This window comes from Psychrobacter sp. NC44 (assembly GCF_904846655.1).
In the GTDB taxonomy this organism is placed as follows: Bacteria; Pseudomonadota; Gammaproteobacteria; order Pseudomonadales; family Moraxellaceae; genus Psychrobacter.
Genome location: NZ_CAJHBN010000012.1, coordinates 63,931 through 87,149 on the forward strand (window position 1 = coordinate 63,931; position 23,219 = coordinate 87,149).

Annotated in this window: 16 protein-coding genes; 11 read left to right on the forward strand and 5 right to left on the reverse strand. The window is 41.8% G+C overall.

The genetic code is table 11. The features are described from left to right. Positions 1 to 16 precede the first annotated feature (16 nt). Positions 17 to 1,282 (forward strand): LD-carboxypeptidase, encoded by a 1,266-nt coding sequence (locus JMX95_RS09850; RefSeq protein WP_201560722.1) that lies wholly within the window; start codon positions 17 to 19, stop codon positions 1,280 to 1,282. 47 nt (positions 1,283 to 1,329) lie between these two features. Here the strand turns inward: JMX95_RS09850 and JMX95_RS09855 are convergent, their stop codons facing one another. Next, complete coding sequence (locus JMX95_RS09855; RefSeq protein WP_201560723.1) at positions 1,330 to 2,352, reverse strand: GlxA family transcriptional regulator; 1,023 nt, start codon at positions 2,350 to 2,352, stop codon at positions 1,330 to 1,332. Positions 2,353 to 2,555: 203 nt separating this feature from the next. Here JMX95_RS09855 and JMX95_RS09860 point away from each other — a divergent pair, with 203 nt between their 5' ends. The 6 genes from JMX95_RS09860 to arfB all read left to right on the forward strand — a co-directional run bounded on the left by JMX95_RS09860 (position 2,556) and on the right by arfB (position 8,660). Further along, positions 2,556 to 4,361, forward strand: coding sequence for an acyl-CoA dehydrogenase (locus JMX95_RS09860; RefSeq protein ID WP_201560724.1), 1,806 nt, complete (start codon positions 2,556 to 2,558; stop codon positions 4,359 to 4,361). Between the two features lie 22 nt (positions 4,362 to 4,383). After that, positions 4,384 to 5,391: an NADP-dependent oxidoreductase gene (locus JMX95_RS09865; RefSeq protein WP_201560725.1), complete on the forward strand. Its 1,008-nt coding sequence runs from the start codon at positions 4,384 to 4,386 to the stop codon at positions 5,389 to 5,391. 3 nt (positions 5,392 to 5,394) lie between these two features. Beyond that, positions 5,395 to 6,177 (forward strand): SDR family NAD(P)-dependent oxidoreductase, encoded by a 783-nt coding sequence (locus JMX95_RS09870; RefSeq protein WP_201560726.1) that lies wholly within the window; start codon positions 5,395 to 5,397, stop codon positions 6,175 to 6,177. A 172-nt stretch (positions 6,178 to 6,349) separates the two neighbouring features. Then, entirely contained in the window at positions 6,350 to 7,114 is a 765-nt protein-coding gene (locus tag JMX95_RS09875; protein WP_265089724.1) for an SDR family oxidoreductase, read from the forward strand. Between the two features lie 217 nt (positions 7,115 to 7,331). Then, a complete protein-coding gene (locus tag JMX95_RS09880) occupies positions 7,332 to 8,171 on the forward strand; it encodes an HpcH/HpaI aldolase/citrate lyase family protein (protein ID WP_201560728.1) in 840 nt (279 codons plus the stop codon). A 75-nt stretch (positions 8,172 to 8,246) separates the two neighbouring features. After that, positions 8,247 to 8,660 carry an alternative ribosome rescue aminoacyl-tRNA hydrolase ArfB gene (gene arfB / locus JMX95_RS09885; RefSeq protein WP_201560729.1) on the forward strand — a complete coding sequence of 138 codons (414 nt, stop codon included), beginning with the start codon at positions 8,247 to 8,249 and terminating at the stop codon, positions 8,658 to 8,660. A 146-nt stretch (positions 8,661 to 8,806) separates the two neighbouring features. On the opposite strand, the gene JMX95_RS09890 is transcribed toward arfB, so the two are convergent. Then, complete coding sequence (locus tag JMX95_RS09890; RefSeq protein WP_201560730.1) at positions 8,807 to 10,006, reverse strand: sugar transporter; 1,200 nt, start codon at positions 10,004 to 10,006, stop codon at positions 8,807 to 8,809. A gap of 576 nt (positions 10,007 to 10,582) precedes the next feature. Between JMX95_RS09890 and JMX95_RS09895 the strand changes: the two genes are divergently transcribed. The 4 genes from JMX95_RS09895 (at position 10,583) to JMX95_RS09910 (ending at position 18,077) form a co-directional block, all read left to right on the forward strand. After that, positions 10,583 to 11,548: a LysR substrate-binding domain-containing protein gene (locus tag JMX95_RS09895; protein WP_201560731.1), complete on the forward strand. Its 966-nt coding sequence runs from the start codon at positions 10,583 to 10,585 to the stop codon at positions 11,546 to 11,548. Between the two features lie 562 nt (positions 11,549 to 12,110). Next, on the forward strand, positions 12,111 to 12,662 hold the full coding sequence (locus JMX95_RS09900) for a hypothetical protein (RefSeq protein ID WP_201560732.1): 552 nt from the start codon (positions 12,111 to 12,113) through the stop codon (positions 12,660 to 12,662). Beyond that, on the forward strand, positions 12,652 to 14,886 hold the full coding sequence (locus JMX95_RS09905) for a hypothetical protein (protein ID WP_201560733.1): 2,235 nt from the start codon (positions 12,652 to 12,654) through the stop codon (positions 14,884 to 14,886). Before JMX95_RS09900 ends, JMX95_RS09905 begins: the two co-directional genes overlap by 11 nt. Beyond that, positions 14,883 to 18,077, forward strand: coding sequence for a site-specific integrase (locus JMX95_RS09910; protein ID WP_201560734.1), 3,195 nt, complete (start codon positions 14,883 to 14,885; stop codon positions 18,075 to 18,077). Before JMX95_RS09905 ends, JMX95_RS09910 begins: the two co-directional genes overlap by 4 nt. A gap of 621 nt (positions 18,078 to 18,698) precedes the next feature. On the opposite strand, the gene JMX95_RS09920 is transcribed toward JMX95_RS09910, so the two are convergent. The 3 genes from JMX95_RS09920 to JMX95_RS09930 all read right to left on the reverse strand — a co-directional run bounded on the left by JMX95_RS09920 (position 18,699) and on the right by JMX95_RS09930 (position 23,191). Continuing rightward, the gene (locus JMX95_RS09920) at positions 18,699 to 19,346 is read right to left on the reverse strand and encodes a transposase (RefSeq protein ID WP_201560735.1); all 648 of its coding nucleotides are present in this window, start codon (positions 19,344 to 19,346) and stop codon (positions 18,699 to 18,701) included. Positions 19,347 to 19,857: 511 nt separating this feature from the next. Then, positions 19,858 to 21,081, reverse strand: a complete 1,224-nt coding sequence (locus tag JMX95_RS09925) for a type III PLP-dependent enzyme (RefSeq protein WP_201560736.1) — start codon at positions 21,079 to 21,081, stop codon at positions 19,858 to 19,860. A 55-nt stretch (positions 21,082 to 21,136) separates the two neighbouring features. Then, the gene (locus tag JMX95_RS09930) at positions 21,137 to 23,191 is read right to left on the reverse strand and encodes an IucA/IucC family protein (protein WP_201560737.1); all 2,055 of its coding nucleotides are present in this window, start codon (positions 23,189 to 23,191) and stop codon (positions 21,137 to 21,139) included. Positions 23,192 to 23,219 lie beyond the last annotated feature (28 nt).

The following is a 23,219-nucleotide window of genomic DNA, read 5'->3' on the forward strand; positions in this document are numbered from 1 at the left end:
AAGGTGGCAGAGAGAGATGGTTTTCAAGAGTCAGTTATTAACAGATGATAGAAACAAAAATGAGCATACAGCGATTAAAACAACATCTGGGCTAAGCCGTAGGCAGTTTTTGCGTCGAGTAGGTGTCAGTGCGGGTACTGCTGCATTAGCAAGCCAAAGTATCTCTCAGGTTTGGGCCACCAGTTCTATCGAGCCTAATGGCAGCACTCAGCTTACCAAAGATGATTTGCCAACAGAATCGTTAAACGAGCAGGCATCATTAACGCAGACTAACTGTATCGCGCCTACGATTGAGACCAGACTGTTTGCCAGCTCCAACGTTGGTGGTAGTGGTGACCGCACCCAATTGGCATTGGAGCGTATGGCCTGTGCAGGTTTTAAAGTCAATAACTCTACGATTACCAATCGCCAGTATCTGCGTTTTGCTGGTACGGATTCGCAGAGAGCGAGTGACCTGCAAAACATCGCTACGGGTGCAATAGCCGCCCCAAAATTGTTACTCGGCGTGCGCGGCGGCTATGGTGCGATGCGTATATTACCCATGGTTGACTGGACAACGCTAGGACGGATTATGAAGGAGCATGGCACGATACTCGCAGGGTTCAGTGATGTGACCGCTATCCAATGTGCGCTACTGGCAAAGGGTGATATGAGCTCACTCGCAGCACCGATGCTCTATAGTGAATTTGGAAAAACTGTCCCTGATCAAGTCAGCTGTCGACAGTTTGTTGAAGCACTAACCAATCCCAATCTGGTTATTGATATATCAGACGCTACCTTAACTAGTCCCAATTTACCCAGTATTCTAACAAGTGCTGAGCCCAAAGCAATAACGGGCACTATATGGGGTGGTAATCTAAGCGTGGTGTCAGCGCTGGCAGGTAGCGAGTATTTACCGCGCATTGATGGCGGCATTGTTTTTTTGGAAGACGTGGGCGAGCAACCTTATCGTATCGAGCGCATGCTATATGATTTGTATCTGGCAGGTGTCTTTAAAAATCAACAAGCGATTGTATTTGGGGCATTGTCTGGTACAGGAGAGGACAGTTATGACAAGCGTTATGATGTCGCGACAGTCATTCGCCAGCTGCATAAATTGACCGGATTACCCATTTATAGCGGCATGCGCTTTGGTCATATTGGACAAAAACACAGCTTTCCACTCGGAGTAACTTGTCAGCTAACACTTAATACCGATGGCGGGTATCAGCTAGTATTTACCGATTATCCAACCATTAAAGCAGAAGCTATCCATGTCGAAGGGCTATGGCAGAATGCTTAAACGCTAATCCCTAACTGCTAATCCCTAATTGCTATTCACTGCCATAACTAAATCGCTAACCGCGAAAACTTGTCCTGATACTCTTTGGGGGTTAGCTCTGTCGCCCGTTTGAATAGACGCGTGAACGAAGAGATATCATCATAGCCAACTTGCTCGGCAAGCGATTTTATGGTCACATCGCCTAACTCTAGCAAGCGTTTTGCCTGCTCAATTCTGACGGCCTGAATATATTCAATCGGGCGCATGGCAACAGCAGACTGAAAGCGCCTGTTCAACGTCCGTGGGGTGATATTAACCATGGCAGCCAATCTAATCACCTGAATAGTCTGATAGAAATTTTCCTCAATGAATTCTTGTACCTGCTTGATCAATTGGTCTGAATGCGGCTTATGCAAGGTCACATTGGTATAGCTGTTTTGACTGCCTCTCTTGCTATCGATAATTTGAGTTTTGGCCACTTGAGTAGAAATCTCACGTCCGCAATAGCGCTCTATCAATAACAGTCCTAAGTCAAAAAATGCACTACCACCCGCCGCACAAAATATATTACCCGACTGGCTGTCTGACTTGTTCTTTGAGTGAGTGACAAACTGGTTTTCTTGTAAATCAACGAGTGGGAAATCTGCTTTGAATTTACTGGCGTAACCCCAGTGCGTGGTGGCGATTCTATTATCTAATAATCCTGCCTTTGCCAAAAAGAAAGCACCGCTACAGTTGCTGGCTATATCTGATCTAGTGTCTGCCAACCGCGTTAGATGGGGTATCAAATCTGCATTTTGGTTCAGTGCCTTATCGATTGAATCACCAATCGTCGGAATCAATAGCAAGTCGCATTCCGCCACGTCCTGAATATCGCAATGTGCTTGCATGATTAAGCGGTTGCTACATCTGATATCTATGCCACCAACGCTTGCTATCTGCACATTGAACCGTGGTTCTACTGGCTCATCTAAAAATCGTTGCCAACTGACACCCGTAAATGAAAACAAGTCTAACGCACCTGTCAATGCACTGCCGAGCACACCATCGAATCCGATAATAATGACTTTAAAGGGTTTGAAATAGGGCATGGATGTCTATTCTCCTTTCGCTGTGGCTGACCAAAATTTTATTTTTCTGAACAAAAATACCGATTTTTTATCTGAATTTTCTGAATACAAGTACTATTTATGTCGTATTTGACCATAATTATGTCATAAATGACAATACGGTAAGGCGTTAAATTAGATTAATATCGATTGATAACCAAATTTAATCAGTTAACGAGAATACTATGGCAGCAGATACGCTAATCAATGACTTTGAGTTACCTTTCCAATTATATGATGTATTGGGCACTGAAAATTTAACCAAGCATGCTAAGTTTGCAGAACATAGCCGCGAAACGTTTGACGCAGTACTGGATACGGCCAATAAAATTGCGACCCAGCTGTTTTTGCCACACAATCATATTGCCGATAAAAACGAACCACAGTTTGATGGCAAAAAAGTCAGCATGATAGACGATGTTAAGGTCGCTTTTGATGCTTTCCGTGAGTCAGGCTTCATCGCGGGTCGTTATAGTTTTGAAGACGGCGGTATGCAGCTGCCTGAGACGGTCATGACAGCCGTGGCAGGTTATTTTATGGCTGCCAATCCCTCAACCACTGCTTATCCATTTTTGACCACTGCTGCAATCAATGTGATTTCACACTTTGCTAGTGATGAGATTAAAGCCGCCTTTATGCCGCGCATGCTGACAGGTGAGTTCACCGGAACGATGGCATTAACAGAGCCGCATGCAGGTTCATCACTTGCAGATATCAAAACCACTGCGGTAAAACAAGATGATGGCTCATACCGCGTCAAAGGCAGCAAGATCTATATCTCAGGCGGCGATCACGAACTGTCTGATAACATTGTTCATTTAGTATTGGCTAAAGTCCCAGGTGGTCCGGGCGGCGTCAAAGGCATCTCCTTATTTGCGGTACCTAAGTATCGCTTAAACGAAGATGCATCGGTCGGCGAACGCAACGACGTACATTTGACCGGACTAATTCATAAGCTGGGCTATAGAGGCACGACGTCTACGGCATTGAGCTTCGGCGATGAGGGCGAGTGCCATGGTTATCTCATCGGTGAAGAGCATTTTGGCCTGCGCTATATGTTCAAAATGATGAATGAGGCGCGTATCGCTGTCGGTTTTGGCGCATCGATGGTGGGCTATCGCGGTTATCAATACTCACTTGATTATGCCAAAGACAGAACGCAAGGCAGAATCGCTCCAAACAACAAACCTGAAGATGCGGCAACTGCCATCATCAATCATGGTGACGTAAAGCGCATGCTATTGGCACAAAAAGCCTACTCTGAAGGCGGCATCTCATTATGCCTATATGGTTCAAACTTGATTGACCGTATCAACACTTGTGAAGATGAAACGCTAAAGAATGAGCTAACAGAATTACTAGACCTGCTCACTCCAGTATTAAAAGCATGGCCATCTGAGTATGGGCCAAAAGCCAATGATTTGGGTATTCAAGTATTGGGCGGTGCAGGTTATACACATGAGTATCAAGCCGAGCAGTTCTGGCGTGACAATCGCCTGAATCCTATCCATGAAGGCACAAACGGCGTGCAAGCATTAGATTTGTCATTTCGTAAGTTATGGCAAAAAGGTGGTCTGGGTATTCAAATCCTCAAACGTGAAATCACAAAAGATCTAGAAAATATCACTACACCTGAGAGCGCTCAATTGGCAGGTAAATTGATGCCTTACATGGGTCACTTGCATGAAGTATTGGTGCATCTCAGCAAAGTTCTACAAACCGAAGAAGCAGTGACATTGACGGGCAACGCGCAAGCACTCATGAATATCTTTGCCTCGATTGTGCTGAGCTGGATTTGGATTCGTCAAGCGAGTAAAGCTGAGCAGCTATTAAGTACCACGCAAGATGCTGAGCAACAGAATTTTTATAAAGGCAAGATACAAGCGGCCAAATATTTTATCGATTGGGAATTACCATTAATCAAACGTGATATCGAATTATTAACCAACACCAACTCGGTTTGCACGGATATGCAAGCGGACTGGTTCTAAGGACAACTCTAAGGACAGAGACATGACAAAAATGAATAAACAGTGGCGATTAAAAGCAAGACCAGTAGGCGAGCCTAGTGCCGAGACTTGGGATTATACTGAGACAGAAATCCCGACGATCACCGATGGTCAGCTACTGATTAAGGTTGAATACATCTCTATCGATCCGGCGATGCGTGGTTGGCTAAACGATGCCAAATCTTATATTGCACCGGTACAGATTGGTGACGTCATGCGTGCTGGTACTGTAGGTGAAGTGATTGAAAGCAAGCATGAGAAGTTTGCGGTTGGTGACTATGTCGCAGGTCACGATGGCGTGCAGTCTTATGCCGTCAGTGATGGTGCCAATCTGTATAAAGTTGATCCAAAACTTGCGCCATTGTCTTATTACTTGGGTGTACTCGGTATGCCGGGTATGACAGGGTATTTTGGTTTGCTAAAAACAGGTCAGCCAAAAGCGGGCGAGACTGTGGTCGTCTCTGGCGCAGCTGGTGCCGTTGGTAGCTTGGTTGGTCAAATTGCTAAGATCAAAGGCTGCCGTGTTGTCGGTATCGCAGGCGGCGCTGAGAAATGCAAATTCTTAGTCGATGAGCTTGGGTTCGATGCAACGATTGACTACAAAAACGAAGATGTGAAAAAAGCACTGAAGAAAACCTGTCCTGATGGCGTTGATGTGTACTTTGACAACGTAGGCGGTGATATCTTGAATGATGTGCTCACACAAATCAATCTGCATGCGCGTATCGTCATTTGCGGTGCGATTAGTCAGTATAACAACACCACAGAAGTCAAAGGCCCATCGAACTATTTATCATTATTGGTCAATCGTGCCCGCATGGAAGGCATCGTAGTATTCGATAATCTCAAAGAATATCCAGTCGCCATGAAAGATATTGCTGGCTGGATTCAGTCAGGTGATATGAAAGTAAAAGACCATATCGTTGAAGGTATCGAGACATTCCCAGATACTTTGATGATGCTCTTTAAAGGTGAAAACTTCGGCAAACTGGTACTTAAGGTAGAGGGATAGATCATGACACTGAATACAAATGGAATTGCATCAGATGTAACGGGCAAACGAATTTTGATCACGGGCGGTGCCTCGGGTATCGGCGCAGCAAGCGCGTTATTGCTAGCCAGTCGCGGCGCAAAAGTCGTGATTGGGGATATGGCAGAAGAGATGGGGGCTGCGGTTGCCCAGCAAGCTCAAGACGCTGGCAACAGTGTTGTATTTAAAAAAGTAGACGTGACCAGCGGTGATGAAGTACGTGCGTTGTTCGACTTTGCAGTGGAAACGCTTGGCGGTCTAGATGTGGTGGTAAACAACGCTGGTATCGACCATAAGCCTTCGCCAATGCATGAGCTAAGCGATGATGACTTTGATCGCAATATCGCTGTGAATTTAAAAGGTGTTTGGCACTGTATGCGCGCCGCCGTCAACTGTATGCTGCCTAATGGTGGTGGTCATGTGATTAACGTGGCATCTATCGCAGGTCTGCGTTCAGCGCCGATGATCTCAGCCTATAGCGCGGCTAAACATGGTGTTATGGGTCTAACCAAATCTGCTGCTCATGAGTACGCGCGTGCCAATATTCGTTTTAACGCGGTATGCCCAAGCTTCATTGATACGCCTATGGTACGCAATACCATGGCAAAAATGGATGAACGCGCGCAAAAAGCCACTATTAATGCCAGTCCATTACGCCGTTTGGGAGACGTTAACGAAGTGTCTGCCGCGATCGCATGGCTTGCAAGTGATGAGAGTACCTTTATGAACGGTCATGCGTTTACCCTCGATGGTGGCATGTTAGCTTAATATTCAAATAACTGCTAAATCATTACGGTGTTAGCCTCGCTCGATGTACTATGCGTACTATCTACGCTCGGCTGCCTTGTAATGAGTTTGCAGTTTTTCGAATATAACTTATTATGTACCTACGATAAAAATCTTAAAATTGAAGAGCTGATTTACAAAATCATAAGGAACAATGATGAAAGATTTATTTGATTTAACCGGTAAGGTCGCTTTGGTTACTGGCGCAAGCCGCGGTATTGGCGAATCTATTGCTCGTCTATTGGCATCAAGAGGAGCGCACGTGATCGTCTCTAGCCGTAAGATTGATGCTTGCCAAGCAGTCGCTGATAGCATAATAGCAGATGGTTACAAAGCCAGTGCCTTTGCTTGTCACGTGGGCGAGATGGCGCAAATTGATGCGATTTTTGAGCATATCAAAAGCGAGTTTGGCCAAATTGATATCTTGATCAATAATGCCGCAGCCAACCCATATTATGGTCATATCTTAGATGCAGATTTAGCGGCTTTTGATAAGACCGTTGAAGTCAATATCCGTGGTTACTTCTTTATGTCGACAGCCGCTGGAAAAATGATGCGCGAGCAGGGCGGCGGGGTGATTTTAAATACCGCATCGGTCAATGGCTTGGTTGCGGGTGATAAGCAAGGTATCTATTCAATCACCAAAGCGGCGGTCATTAGCATGACTAAAGCCTTTGCCAAAGAGTGTGGCCCACTCAATATCCGTGTCAATGCTTTATTGCCGGGTCTAACCGATACCAAGTTTGCTTCTGCCTTGACGACCAATGATAAAGTGTTAAAAATGGCACTACATGCTATTCCACTAGGACGTGTTGCGGATCCTGACGAGATGGCTGGCACGGTATTATATCTAGTGTCTGATGCATCAAGTTATACCACGGGCGCGACTATCGTTGTCGATGGTGGTATGTTAGCTTAATCAGTAAAGCTACAGCATATAAGTTCAAGAACAGTTTACTATTAAGAACTGCATGAGATTTATTTTCATGCGGTTTTTTTGATTTTATTTTTGATCAAGTGTTTAAATACGCTTAGTGTCACTGCATCGATAGATTATTAATTTAAAGTAAAAATAGGCTGTGTAATGGCATAATAAAGGTACGAACAGCTACTTGAACAATATAATGGAGTTACGCATGGAGTCAGTGACCAATCATAAAATAAATATAATCTCTCAAAATAAAACATGGCTATTCGTGCCAGCGACTCGTATCGACAGAGTAGCGAAAGCCTTTGCTAGTGGCGCAGATGCAGTTATTGTCGATTTAGAAGATGCTGTTGCGTCAGAAGATAAAGCAGATGCCCGCAAAGCATTACAACAATATCATGACAGTGCAGATTATCAGCCGATTTGGCTACGTATTAATAAAGCAGGCGGCGGAGAGTTTTTTAAAGACATCGTGCTTTGTCAGAAAATGCCTAATTTGGCTGGTGTGTTGTTAGCCAAAGCTGAACAAGCATCAGATATTGAGAGCGTGCACCAGCTTACTAATTTTTCTGTAATTGCCTTGATTGAGAATGCCATTGGATTGTATCAACTCGATAGTATGGCAAAAGCAGTTGGGTTAGCCGCGTTTAGTTATGGGTTTTTAGATTTATGCAATGATTTGCGGGTGCAAGTAGGTACGCCTGCTGCTGATATCGTCGCCAATCAGATTCGCTATCAGTTGGTTTTGACCTCTAAAGTACATGAGTTAGCAGCGCCCATCGATACTGTTTATCCTGATTTTAATGATGAGATAGGACTAAGCGCCCGAGTAAGTTTATGGTCACAGATAGGTATGTCAGGAATGCTGTGTATTCATCCCAAACAAGTAGCTGTTGTGCAGCGCGCCCTTAAGCCGACAGAGAGTGAGCTATCATTTGCTCAGCGTGTGGTCGAAGAGTATGAGCGCAGTGGACAGGCAGTGTTTGAGATAGATGGTCAAATGGTAGATGCGCCAGTGATTGCGCGCTGTCGCCAGCTATTAGATTAGTTATTGACGAAGTAGAAGGGGAGCAAATAATGGTTTATTATTCATCATACTTATTTATGATTTAAAAAGAGCTCTATGATTTTCATTAGCAATACCATTAGCCTTAATGACAATGAAGTAGAAATTAGCGCGATACGTGCGCAAGGCGCTGGCGGGCAAAACGTCAATAAAGTCTCATCTGCGATTCATCTGCGTTTTGATATCCATACCTCAAGCCTGAGTGATGTGCATAAGCAGCGTTTATTAGACAGTAAAGACAGCCGAATCACCAAAGAAGGCGTGTTTGTGCTTAAATCTCAGCAATTTCGTACGCAAGAGCGGAATAAGATAGATGCCTTTGAGCGGCTGCAAAGCTTTATTATAAAAGCCACTCATGTCAATCAAACCAGAAAGCCAACTAAACCTAGCAGAAACGCTAAGCGCAAACGCGTGGATCAAAAGACCCAGCGCGGCAAAACAAAAGCCTTGCGCGGTAAGGTGGATTTCTAATGGGTGGCTTATTTCCTGTTTTTAAATGAACGAGAAAGCAAAATGCCAGCCCATTTAAATAACTGGCATTTTTTTTGTTCTCATTTAACATCAACATTTAGCGACAATATTTTCAGGCTTAACTTTACTGACTCAGCTAATTCTCATTAACCAAGCCTTCTACTTAACTCAGGAAAGCGCTTTATCATAAATAACATCAACAGCAGCGACACACTGGCGATAGCTGCGCCAACATAGCCCACACTCGATATGGAAATATGCGTTACTGCATAACCACCAAACAGCGCACCGGCGCCAATCCCTAAGTTAATAATCCCTGAGAACATCGACATCAGCATGTCTTGCGCTGTGACATCAACCATGATGACTTTGGCTTGCATGGAGATAATTAGCAGCATAAGCGCGGCGCCCCAAAGTAGCGCAATCAAGCTCAGCGCCCAGATGGAGGTCACGGCAAACAATAGCACCAGCATAGATAGCAGCATTAATATGATCGATATCAGCATCAATCTGGTATTAAAACGATCACCCCAGCGACTAAAAATCACACTGCCCGCAATCCCTGCCACCCCAAATAATAGCAGCACAACAGTCGCGGCGTTTTCACTGATAGCGCCAACCTGACGCATGAAAGGTTCGATATACGAGTAAGCCGTATAGTGCGCGGTAAAGACCAATAAAATAAGCAGATACAAACAAACCAATAAGGGGTTTTTAAGCAATTCTGGAATCTTTCTAAACGAGCCTTCAAACATACTTGGCAATGTTGGCAACAGCCTTGCTTGTAGAATAAATACGATGAAAGCAATCACGCCAATACCGCCAAAGGTCGCCCGCCAGCCAAACCATTGACCGACTAAGCGCCCTAGTGGCACACCGAGCACCATCGCTAATGAAGTACCGGTCGCCAGTACGCTAAGCGCCAGTGCTTTTTTGCCTTCTGGTGCTACGCGTATCGCAATCGCTGCGGTGATTGACCAAAATATGGCGTGTGATAGAGCAATACCAACACGGCTAATCAGCAATACATCAAAGCTCCATGCAAATACTGATAGTACATGACTGGCAATAAAAACCACAAACAAGCCCAAGAGTAAGCTTTTACGCTCAAAGCGGCTGGTAAGTAGCATCAATGGCAATGACATGGCCGCGACAATCCACGCATAGAGCGTCAACATCCAGCCAGTCTCAGCCGTAGTGATGGAAAAATCTTGGGCGATGTCACTTAATAGGGCAACGGGGACAAATTCGGTGGTATTCATAATAAAGGCGCTGACGCCCATTAAGAATACTTGGAAATACTGAGTTCGGCGAGCATTTGCGCTCACCTCAAGGTTATGTTTCATATGATCCAATACAAATAAAGAAGGCGCTAATAGTGCAAATTAGCTGAAAAATAATTCATGAGTTTAAGAATAACGGCGGCATAGGTCGTAATGATGAAAAAGAGGAGGGCAAGATAGCAAATCAGTTGCGGTATGTCAGAGCCTATCATCAGACCTTGCTATTTTATCAGGAATCGACGGTGTTTTTTGTAGGAGAGTCTTTAAAATTAGTGACCGAATAATTGGTTGAATGCTTAAGTAAATCCGATGATGGCATCAGTGTCAGTTACATAGTGCTTATAGTGAGGTATCGCTATTTACGCTTGAATATAGGTATGATGACGCCATAGGCTAGGAATGCCTGATAACGTGATTTTAAATAATCATTGATATTTTACTAGGGCGTGTCTTCATTTCAAAAATGGCGATAAAAATGAGATAAATTGCCGTCAAACAAGAAGAATAGCGTAGATAATATCGAGATATTAACAAGCTATTTGACGATGTTTGGCAAGATTTAGCCATTTTTAACCCATTTAGATGACTATCGAGTGAATTAAGGACACGCCCTAATATGGAATAAAAGAAAAGCAATCTATGAAAACAGACACCAATAAACCATTAGCCTTTAGACGATATCCTTCAACGACGGCGCTGCAATGTTTTGAGACCGCTGCCCGTCATTTGAGTTTTACCAATGCCGCGCAAGAGATGCACATGACCCAAAGCGCCATCAGTAAGCAAGTGGCGCAGTTGGAGGAGATGCTAAATCTGTCTTTGTTTTATCGGACGCCGCACCGGATTTCATTGACCCCTGCTGGCAAGTCATATTATCTTGAAGTATTAGAGATTTTAAAACATATCGAGGTGGCGACCACCAATTTGATGTCGCATAGCAGTAATACCGAGCTGCTAAAAATCGTCTCGCATCCGACATTTTGTGCCCGTTGGTTGATTCCAGCACTCAGTGGCTTTAGTCAAGAATATCCCCTTATTAACTTGGATATTAAAGAGCTGGCGGGACCGTTTTTTTCTGAAGACCAAAATGTCGATATTGCTTTTTTATATGGTGATGGCATGTGGAGCAATATGGAGTCTATAAAATTGTTCGATGAATACTGCGTTGCGGTCTGTCAGCCGCAGTATTTGCGAGATAAAACACTGAGTACTGAGTGTTTGACAAGTAGGGAATGTTTGGATGATTATGTGTTATTGCAAATAAGTTCGCGCTTAAGTGCGTGGTATGAGTATTTTAAGCAACAAGATATTAGCGTCGATGGCACCTTTGTAGGTCCACGTTTTGAGACTTTTCATGCTTGCATTTCTGCCGCCTTACTTGGCTATGGTATAGCCTTGGTGCCGTTACGCTTGGTTGAGCCTGAGCTACAATCAGGCGCTTTAGTGATGGCGTGGGATTATGCGGCAAAGGGTCGCGGCAGCTATTATGTGACTTATCCTGTCTCTTCAGGGCAATCGCATAAGGTCAAAGCGGTTTTAGAATGGATTACGGCTTATTTAGCAATCTCAGATGAGCGTGAAAAGGCGTTAGGGTTGGTTTTATAATGTCACTTACGTTTATTTATAACCTAAAGTGTTTTTTATAGCACTGGTCTTGTTTTTTTTATCCTACAAAGTTGTTTGCTGTGAAAATTTAACAAACTAAAAAAATAAAAAAACTGCCTTGATACGCAGTTTTTTCGTTTTTAAAGGATTCGTTTAGGGAGCTAATTTACTGGTAATGACAAAAAGGAATGCCACCACAACTATTATTCGTTTGCTGCCGGAATGATGTTTTGTTGAAATGAGTCTAACTCAAGGAAACCCCAACCTTGGCAAGGCTCGCGGACTAAAATTATAGAAATGCATATTAATAGATTATAAGCTACACCATATGATATACATATGGTGTAGCTTTTTTTATTATCTCAATGTATAGTGTAAAAAAGAACAGTATTACTTATATCACACGTTTATAGTCACCATGATTTTATGGTATTTTGACACCGACTAAAAAATTGTTAAATCATATTTTACTCTCCCCTAGCAGAGTTGTCCAATGTCTATACGTGATATTTCGGATTCCAAAGCCAGCTACTTTATATGAGTTACAAGCTAAAGATGCATTATGAAAAAAAGTAAAAACCTACCCAAGCCTAGTACTCAATATGCTCGTTTATCTCCTAAAGACTTTTTAAACTTGTATATACACCCTGAAGCTAAAACAGCATATAAACTCTATGTAGAATATTTTCCACTGGCTCGTATAGCTAACTCAGACGATCAGACTGTAAATCTTGATGTTTGGTATGATGGAATAGGTTTCTATTTTTACAAAAATTTTTCAGCACAATTGCGAATGACGAATAATACCGCTCTCTATGTTAGGAAGCTTCAACCAACTATAAGCTCAATAAACCTAGAGTCATGGAGGTATGTTTTAGAAGAGTTCTTAGATCTAAATCCGTTAGATGTTAATATCTATAACCAATTAAAGGCTCAGATGCCAAAAGATATTCAACGCAAGCTGTTTGGTAAATTGATGACGATTGAGGATGTTTGCCGAAGAAAAGGTATTTATAGACATCATTTTGACTATCAACATGCAAAACAAAAATCCCCAATTTTTAGGATGCCGAGCTTTCAAGAGCTGATACAAAGGAATGTAAATGAAGATTGATATTGAGCGCGCTACTGATGGACTCATTCCTAATTTAGTCGGTAACCACCAAAGCGTTAGGCAATACTTTTTAACTGTGGCTGCAATGTCAGGCCAGGGTTTTATGAGTTTATCTTTACCAGAGATAGAAAAGGATTTTGTTTTATCTAAAATAGAACTTAAAGCTATTTATAAGAGTTGTACGGGTAGATTAACAAACGATCATTTCAGAGTAACAGCATTTATAGGTTCAACGTACCATCTGAAAGATTTGGATATCAGCAATCCAGCACCAGAGTGGCTTTGGATATCCAAACTATATCAATTACTACTATATTGTTTAGATCGTGAATTAGTGAACAGAATTACTGAGATAACTACTTTTGCACGTTTGTGGATAGTACAAGGTAGTTCTTATCATCACTTATGGCAAAAGTGTTTAGAGTTGCAATCTAAAGACATAGCCACTACATTCGACAATATTGATGCATATAAGCAATATCTCGACAAGATTAATAGTCCTGACCTCAATCAGTTTGCTAAAGTGCACAGAGCATTAAAATTTGTGCTGCACAACAAAAATCGTATCGAGCGGACTTCCATAAATGGTCGTAAAAGTAGGGTAACACGGCGGGTTGATGACGAAAAAATTGAGTACATTGCGTTTAATGATGTCGACGATGATAGTGATGAGTTAATTAGTGTCATCGAGTTTTTAAAAACTGATAATGATATTGATGTCGTGCGCGAGAAATTAGATATTGGATTACCAGATTTTACGATACTCAAGCAAACATCACTACAAGCGCATGAAAAATATTCTCCGCAACAGATTTACCATCGTACGCGCTCAAAGCTGCAGCATGCCAATAAGAACGAACGTCTTATTGGCAGTAATGTTAGGATTCTACCTTTATTCGCATTACAAAATATTTTTGCGTATCTATGGGAGCTTTTTGAGGAATTATCATCTAGTCATGATAGAGATAAAAAGAGAGTAGTTAGTTATTTACTATTGTCAATGTTAACTGGAAAATCAGTTTTCAAGTTAAGTGAGGATGTAACAGGTAACACTAAGCAGTATATTAATTTAAATCGTCGGAACAATAGCTATCATTTGAACATTATCTTAGACATCACACCTCTTAGGCTTCGTACTCAAGGTATCCAGCAAATACTAGCCAATCGTTTGCTTGAATGTGACATAAGTCTTCCTGAGCAACTGGGTGTGTTTTTAGCTTATAAAGGCGATATTAATAAAGAGATTTTGTATGAAGTTGTAAACGAAACTCGTGATGCCCTAAAGCTACCATATCTGTCACTGGCCCGTATTGAAAAAGGCTTATACAGTATTCTTATTCATCATGTCTCTAATAGTCAGGTTGCTAGTATCATTACAGGTCGAAATGAACGTAAGCGAGCGGATGTATGGTATAGCTCTAACAGTGTCGATGATATTCGAACTGTTTATCAACAGGCTATTAAACTGCTTAGTCTAAGAAGTACATATAACAATGATTATCTACATCTAGTTTCCAATACTTTTGATTATAAAATCGGTAGTCAAAATTGCCCTGATTATGTAATCGTCATTGATTTTATTGACCTATTACACCAAAAAGTAGAGGCAACAACTGATTATATTGAAAAATTTAATTCATATAGCATTTGGCTTTGGCATATCAGCTTACTTTTAACTTCCGTTAGGGCAGTTGAGGGTGCACCAGGTTATTTGGACCAATTCAATTTTGAGGTGGGGCTGATTTGGATATCTGACAAAGAAGAGCGAGCAACGGCGTCGAGTCAAAGATATGTGCCTCTATGCCCATTTTTAATTGAGGCAATCAACCGATATATAGATTTTTTAAAAAGCTTCTCGTCTCGTTTTTGTCGTTTAGACATGCGCATTCAACATTGGGTTGACGAAGTAATGAATTCTGAGCGACCACTGATTAACGTGTTTAATAAAAAAGGTGAACTAGAATCAATTCGTCCAGTACTGGTGAGAAATGAAATTCATGAGAGCTTTAAGTTTAAAGAGGATTGGACAAGGCATGTTGGGCAGCGTTATCTGCATGAGCAGAACGTAAATGAGTCAATGATACTCTCTGTATTTGGTCATGAGATGATGGGGCAGGAGTCTTGGCGAAAGAATTCATCAATAAGTATCGGTGATATTTTAGACTTGCGTCCAACTTATCAAGCACTTGCAGATAAGCTTGAGATAAGACAGGTGCAAGTATGAGTGTTAAAAAACAGTCAGATGATGAATTGTTCGGCTATAAACTTCGTGAGCAGAGACGTGAAGAGCAAAAAAAAGATGTTTTAGTAGAAGTTGACTTCATATGTCAAAAGCTTTGGGAGAGCTTTCTTAAAAACTTTGAAGTAGAAAAACCTGAAGTCAATGAAGAATCTATTTATCAACTTTATGAAGACATTTACAAAGGGTTTGAAGAAAGTAAATATATTTCTACAGGTCTAATGCCAATAGCATTAACCAAGCGTCTTTTCTTTTTTAATAATATTAACCGTGAGCGTAAGCGTAAGGGGTTAGAGCCACTGCCAGCCCCAACGGTTGCTTATCAGCCTCAACGCCCAAAAAATACAGCAGTAAGGGATGCTTTTTTTTATCTGCCTAAACTGCAAGATATAATGAAGGAGGCTGTTCAAATATGGCAAACAAAGAACAGTTTCACCCTTGTTGATGGACTAGCTTGGTTAATGTTTTCATTATTGATGCATGGTCGCATACATTCTGTTGATGTATTAAATGCTGTTTATGTGCATATCACCACTAAAAAGCAGTTACATAAATTGGCTGATGACATGGTCTATATTCCATTAGATATCGTGTCTAAAACTTATGGCAATCAGATAGTCGATATCGACGGTTCTGATGAAAAAATTATATCTTATTCAAAGTGGGTATTCATAGACGATATCAGTCGCTTGTGGCTAGTTAAGGTTAATCAGCTATTGGAAGATGAAACATCGAAGATACCAAGCTTTCATAGCTGTGTTAGGCAGCTTGGTAATTTGACTAGACAAAAATTTAAAGCGGATAATTTGGAGAAAACAGATTTTCTTAGCTATTTGAATATTTACTGGCAGACATTGGCGAATGTACATATAGATCAGCAGCTAGTGGAACTGCTTGTTCAACATGATACCCATACTGCCATTAGTTTAAACGACTGGCAAGCTTACTTAGGGGCTCCTCAGGAATCAGATACCACTACTGTCAAAAATGAGTACATCACGGTTAATAGACTCAATAAAACTACTCAAAATTTGCAAGATGAAGTTGTCGGCATAGAGGATAGTGTCAGTAAAAACAAGGCTCATAAAAACGTATTAAAAGATATTCGCCGCGCCCTTATGGGCAGTAGGAAAAAAATTAAAGAGCAGCTCGAGGCGTTGACTGAAATTAACGAAGGTTATAGTGAGCGAGGTTTAATTCTCTGGATGCTTGATTTAAATGCTATTAATAAGGCTACATCTACTTTATCAAGATATTTGACAGAGGTGGGTGAAGCATTTTTATATGGCACTCGTGATGAGGGCATTACGGATTATCGAGTGCATCAATATGAGTTTTTATACGACAGTATCATCGCCAAGAAAAACACTCTCAATATAGGTTACACCCAGACGGTATTGAACTCACTACATCAAAGCTTGAAAAAACATTTGGGTGCACCACACGTGCATCTTCAGCGTGAAAATGATCCGAAAATAGTTTCTAGCAGTTTAATATCACTTGATTTATATAAACATATTCTAGTAAGTGTCAGTAATCAGATTGCATTATCTTCATACAATAAAAGCATGATGAAAGTGATCTTTACTTTGCTCTATCGCACCGGCTTAAGAATTAATGAGCTATTAGGTATTCGGTTAACAGATATTGAATATGATCGAGATACTTATAGCGACATCAATTTGATTATTCGTTCAAATAGTCATAGAACCTTAAAGTCAGATGATGGCACTCGCAGAATTACTTTATCAGTATTGTTAAAACCAGGTGAGTTTAAAGAGCTTCAGGCTTATTTTATAGAAAGGACTCGTCATAAAAAAGAAGGTAAATACTTGTTCGCACTTGAGGGATTATCGACCCCATTAGATCGAGGTAGTGTGGATCGAGTGTTTAAAGAGGTTATTGGCCCTCATTACCAACACTTGGTATTGCATAGTTTTCGCCATAATGCTTTATCTAACATGGCAGTAATACTGAGATGTCGTCAAAAAGTTTTGGATATTTTTACTGATTATACAGAGGATGAGGCGCAGCGTATTAAAGAGGATTTATTAGGAAAAATGCGTATCAAATCTGGTCATCATTGGGATGCCTTGATGGAGTTTGCGGGACATGCTGACCTAGATACTACTTTTAGCTCTTATATACATACTGTAGATATTATCTCAGCACATTTACTGGATCAGGCATATATACAGCTACCTGTTGCTGTGATCACAAAGCTTACGAATAAAGCACGTCGAAGTTTCAATCAATATAATGCACAAGCCTTAGATTTTGAAAAGAATAGTGTGGATTTGACAAAAATACGTAAGTTTATTAACCGTGAATTAAATATCAAAAAAATTGATAATAGTAAGCAATATTTTTCTTCATCAAATACAGAAGAGGAGAGTGTTAGTGTTTCTCCTATTTTTGGTAAGTATGCACGTTGGCAGATTGAAGAGTTCTTGAGTGAGATTGAAGCAGGTAAAGTCGTTTCTGAAGCCGCCCAACATCATTTTGTTTATGAAGATGCAGTTGAGCTATACAATCGAGCGCTGCTTATAGCAGCTGATGAAAATGGTAAGCCTGATTACAAATTGATATCTAAGTACAAACAGCCAAAGTCAGGACATATATTAATAGCACCAACGCTGCCAACCATTGTTAAAGAGCAGCAACTCGTGCAGGAAAGCTTTATTAAATTAGAAAAGCTATATCTTGATCAGTCAACGAAAGAACATGTCCAACGCATGCTTTCAATATTCTACAAAAAAGCTAACTCATCTCATAGCGACCTTCGTTTTAAATTTAATGAAAAACAGATGTTTTACGACTATTTAGATATCGCTATAAAAATACTACCTGCCAGATATTGGCGAATAAATATCAGTGCTTACCAAATGAAGCGCGCAATCAAACCTAAAAAAGAGGAGTTAAAGTATCAGAAAATAATGAATGAAGCAAAACAGCTAGAAACAATGAAAGAGTTTAAAGCTGACTATCGTCAGTTATCAAAAAACGTTACTGATAACGACTATTATAGTGGTTATTCATTATCGGTAATTAGCCCTAAAGAAGAAGATATAATCAACACCGCTAATAACGGAGCGACCCGTGCATCATCATCACTGATGAAGTATGTGATGCATTTACTGCTGATTGTGGATGTGAGTTTTGAGCTAGATAGATGAGAGAATATATACTAACAATTGATAAGCAGTCCTTATTTTTCTATTTATTTGCGTAGCGGATTTTTTAAAGTAGAAAACCGATCGTAGGCTATAACTCCCTTAGCCATAATAAATCTTTGTTGCTGCGTTTAGTTTAACAAATTTATCTCTACGGTTTCTTCATCATAGCTCAACTGTGTAACTGCTTATAATCCAATAACAGGAGAATAAGCAATGACTACTCAATCTGACATTAAAAAACTGGCTGAGCAAATGGCTGGTAGCATGAACAGCTTCGATGACATCAAAGACTTCCAGAAGCAGCTCATGCAATCCTTTATCGATACTGCTTAGAATAGGCGAGATGGAAGACCATCTCGCCTATTCTAAGCATGAGAAGGCAGATAAACCTAATAAGCGCAACGATCACACTAAAAAGACCGTCCGCAGTGACACAGACGATCTTGATATCTTGACCGTAAGAGACCGTGATAGCAGCTTGGTTTCGAGAGTTACTGACATCATCGCATGGCAGAACAGACACCTTAATAGGATCTATCTTATCGTCTCTCAAAATTCATTTTTGAGGCTAAAGGATAATCGGTACTATTTAAAGAAGGGGTGTAATGGACATAATTCATGCTATTTGAGAGATTTTAACCCTAAAAATTCTTTAATAAACCGTAACTTACGTCTCTCATTTAGCCCATGATGACTGTGTAATTGTCGCTTCAACTCACTGAATAATCCTTCAAGAGAATTGGTGGTATTTGGTATATCTAAGTGGTCGTATTCTTGACAAGTGAATAGTCCATCACTATTGGTTCTCAGACTACGATAAGCACTTCTAAGACGTTTGTGGGTGTACCACGTTTTACCCGTATATTCATTAGTACTACGCTCATTGAGATAGGCTTCATGAGTCACATACCAGTGATCTAAGCGCTGTATGAAGGCCTCTTTATCAAGCAGTTTTATTTCTAAAGTAAGTCGTCTAAGCTCGATACTGGCACTGTTCTTAGGACGACGAGTGAGGTAGCGGGTCACTATTTGCGCCTGATGAAACTGGCACATCTGGTAAGGGGTGCGGGTGAATAAAGTACGCAGTCCTCGTCTACCATCACAGGTGATGCTTTGTATATCAACGCCTAACGATGCTAGATGATCAATTCCTTGTTTGTAAGCGCTGTTGGTTTCATGACTCACTATCGCGTAATAAAGTACGGTTCTAGTGGTATTGTCCATAAAGATCATTAAACCAAACTTGCGACCAAAGTAAGTGGTGTCCATGATGATATTAGCAGTCTTTGGTCGCTTAATCTGATACTGGGTACTGACTTTATCTAAGCGTCTTTGAATGGTGTTGAGACTACAGTGATATTTATTAGCCAGCTGTTGGTAGGTCTGTTTTCCCTGAGTGTATTCTGTCCAAAGGGTTTGGTTATTGAGTCTTGTGCCACCTAAAAACTGCCGTCTGCAAGCGAGACATTGATACTGCTGTTTGCCAAGCTTGCGTCCGTTCTTCTTGGTGTGTTTTTCACGACAAAAAGGGCAGTTTTTTGATTCATGGCGTTGATTCCTTGCAAATATAGACAGTATATAGCGTTAAACCCTACGCCAGCATGAAAAATGTCCATTACACCAAAGAAGGCATAGACATATTAGATCTAATCCTCACTAGTTCTGTATCGCCAGTAAGCTTACCTGCCGGACTGTCACACTCAAACCAGATTTTTCTTTATAGATTAGCCTTATCCGTTTATAAAAAAATCATTTTGGGTGGCTCATGCATTAAGAAGTTTTAGTGAGATATATTCCAAGCGTAAGCGCCTGCTAAGGTAAAAACAAGATAATCTCCGATATGCAGCGCGTCAATCCATTGGTCTTTTGCCAGTATGTCTTTGGGTGTACAAAGCTGGCCGACAAGGGTTGCCCTAGTGCCCGTAATGGCAGCTTGCGCTATCAGATTTTCTGATGGTTCGGCTACCATTGTATGGCTCATGCGGCGCGGTACAATATAAAAAGGATGGTTGTGCTGCTGGGCGGCGGGCGTTCTAAAATGATGCGTGCCGCCATGACCAATCACAAATGTCTCGCCAAGATTTTTTTTAATATCCAGCACTTCCATAACATAATAACCACAGGGCGCCGTGATAAACCGTCCAATCTCGAACCTAACCATAAACTGCGGATTTTCCGTTAACATGCTAGCAAGCTGCTGACAGAATACTTGCCACTCAAAATGCTGCGGCCGCTGATCATAGTGAATACCAATGCCGCCGCCCACGTTGATGGTCAGTTTTGAGGGCAGCGATGGATAATCCTGCTGCCACTTCTTGACCACCTCTATATAGCGCTGCATTAACAACAGGTGACGCTCGACTGATAATTGATGTGACATCAAGTGAAAATGAAATCCACAGAATTCAATAAATGGACTTGAGTCGATGATAGCTAGCGCTTGCTTGAGATGGGTTTCATCCAGCCCAAAGGGGGTAGGCTTGCCGCCCATGACCAGCTTACTGCTGCCGATGTCACCAATATCAATATTCATCCGTAAAAATATATGGACGGGAAGCTGTAAGGACTGACTCAAGGTTTGGATGCGATTCAGCTCGACCAGACTCTCCACATGAATGGTATCGATTTGCTGTTGTATGGCTTGCTGTAGATCTGAGGTCAGCTTACCCGGTCCACCAAAAATAATAGGATGGTTCGGCTGGTGGGTCTGTAGCCAATTAAGCTCGCCTGAAGAAGCAGCCTCAAACCCATCGACATGATCTGCCAAGGTGGATAGTATTTCAGGCTCTGCGTTGGCTTTGATGGCATAAAACAGCTGCGTATTAGCAGGCAAGCAGTGCTTCATGGTTTTTATCCGCTCTGCTAAAGATTCTAAGTCATGAATGTAAGCACACAGCGGAGTCGACTGCGTACTATGTTCATGAATAGCATTTATAATTTTTGCAGGCAGTAGATGATTATCTGCTAGCGGGGCTGAGTGGGTTGGTGTCATGTCAGTTGTCATTTTACGAGTGCCTTTTAATCTGGTTTTTAGTCTGATACATAGGGATTATGAGGTTTTACAGTAGCGTCATTGTCTGGCTTTCTGTTTTGGCAGTGAGCACAGAGGGCTGCCACGGGCAAGGCAGCATGACGTAGGCAGAATGCTTATCAGCAAGCGTGAGCAATCGAGTCTTATAATTGGTCTTGCTGGGTAAGCTGCCGCCGTCTAACAAATCTTGAATTTCAGGCTGAGGACCATATACTAGTTGCCAATTGATCAATATCTCTTTGACATGCTGCCAAAGTCGCGCCTCTAATTTCTTAGCTGATTGCGCGTCTCGGCATAAATAAAAGATGGCCTCACTAAGATTATTCACAAAAACGCAATAAGCGATACGTGACCATCCTGCCGCTCTAGAATAGTGGATAGACTGTTTGCAGCGCTCAGACAAATCGGTCGCGTCAGCAAGCGACCAAAGGCTATCCACCAGCTTGGTGCCTTCTAAATCTCGAATCCACACGCATGTCGGCAGGCCTCGATGAAAGCCAATCACCGTGTTTTGTAAATGCGGCTCAAACACAACGCCATGGTTAAAAAAGTAATCAAACGTGCCGTCAATCAAAATATTGGCATAACGGCTGAACCATAAACAGGCTAGGGTATCATAGGATGCGCGCTCATTATTATGCTGATCACGGCGGTTACAGCGCTGCTGTAGCTGACGCTCGATAACACTGTCTCCGAACCTATCCTCGGTAAATAAAGCAGCAGCCACTTGCGGCGTTAGGTATTTGATATCATCTGTCGTAAAAGACTCTCGGAACAACAAACCAAAGGACTCGGTAATAAACTGAGCCGCGCTGGCATCGCCATCGGGGAATTTGGCGCTCATATCAAGGGTGGCAGCCCCAGGCTCCAACATTAGCTTAAAAGCGGGCGCAGTCAGGCGTTTGCTGCGATCAATTTTTTCTAAAATGCTATTTAGATAAACGGCACTGTGTAGCTCATACCAAGCGTTTTTGCGAATGCAATTGGTTAAACGAACATGGATGGAGCATTTAATAAAATGCGACAGCTGATCATGATATAAGGTGCGCACCGACGAGGTTGGGGACACCACCTTACCCGTCAGGCCAATCGGTATCATATATCCTGATGCAATTGCCCGCTTGATGGTCGGATTTGCTAAGATGCCATCGGCTTCCCATGGATGACAAGGGTAGTAGACCCAGTCGGTGTCGCTATCGGTATTTAAACCGTCGGAATTTAAACTGTTAGTATTTAAGCTGTTAATTTCTGAATTCACGGGCGCTAATAATTCATCAGTAAGTAAGGTGTGCGCGATATTGCGCAGGACGGTTTTGGTGTCTTTGCCAATATAGCTGACGAGGGAGGAGTCAACTTTAAACCAAAACAAAGCAAACTGGCTTTGGGTCTCGGGCGAGTGCGCCAATAAAGACGTCATATCGACCCCTTGCCGGCTTTTCGGCGACGGATGATACGCATGACCCCACAGCAATGCTTGTTCGCTATCTATATAGCCATTAACGGTGGATTTATCTTGCCGGTAGCTAGTGGCGTGGTTGCTAGAGGCCTGCAAAAAAGCGGTTGTCACGCTGATGCTATTATCAATCTGATGCTTTAGCTCTTGATTGATATCGATTTGATAACGCGTAGCAATATAATTGTGCAGATAATCGACCAATTGATGAATGTTGAGGCACGCCCATGATTGACCGCGAGCTTTTAGCCAAGGCGCTCCGCTTGGATGGCTCTTGCCTAGATGACTAAAATACGCCACTGGCAATACGATTTTTGCAGAAGCAGCCTCATTAGCGACAGGAAATCGAATCGTCAATAGTTGTGTGTTCAGGTCAGCGCGGTTATCACGTAGACACAGTGGTAAATCGTCATCAGACTCATCAATGCTTAGGTCTTGATAAGGAATGGCAAACTCACGAAGATAACAATTGATGATATTTGTCACTGTATGCTGCTCAGACTTGTACTGATGATACTGCGACAGCAGACTTGGCACTGGGGTGCTTTTGACTGATTTACTGGGTCGTAAAATATTTGGTATTAAGTGATTTAGTATCGAGTTATTTGGTAGTGAATAGTTTGGTTTCATAAGTGATGTCTTTTTTTTAATGTTTTAG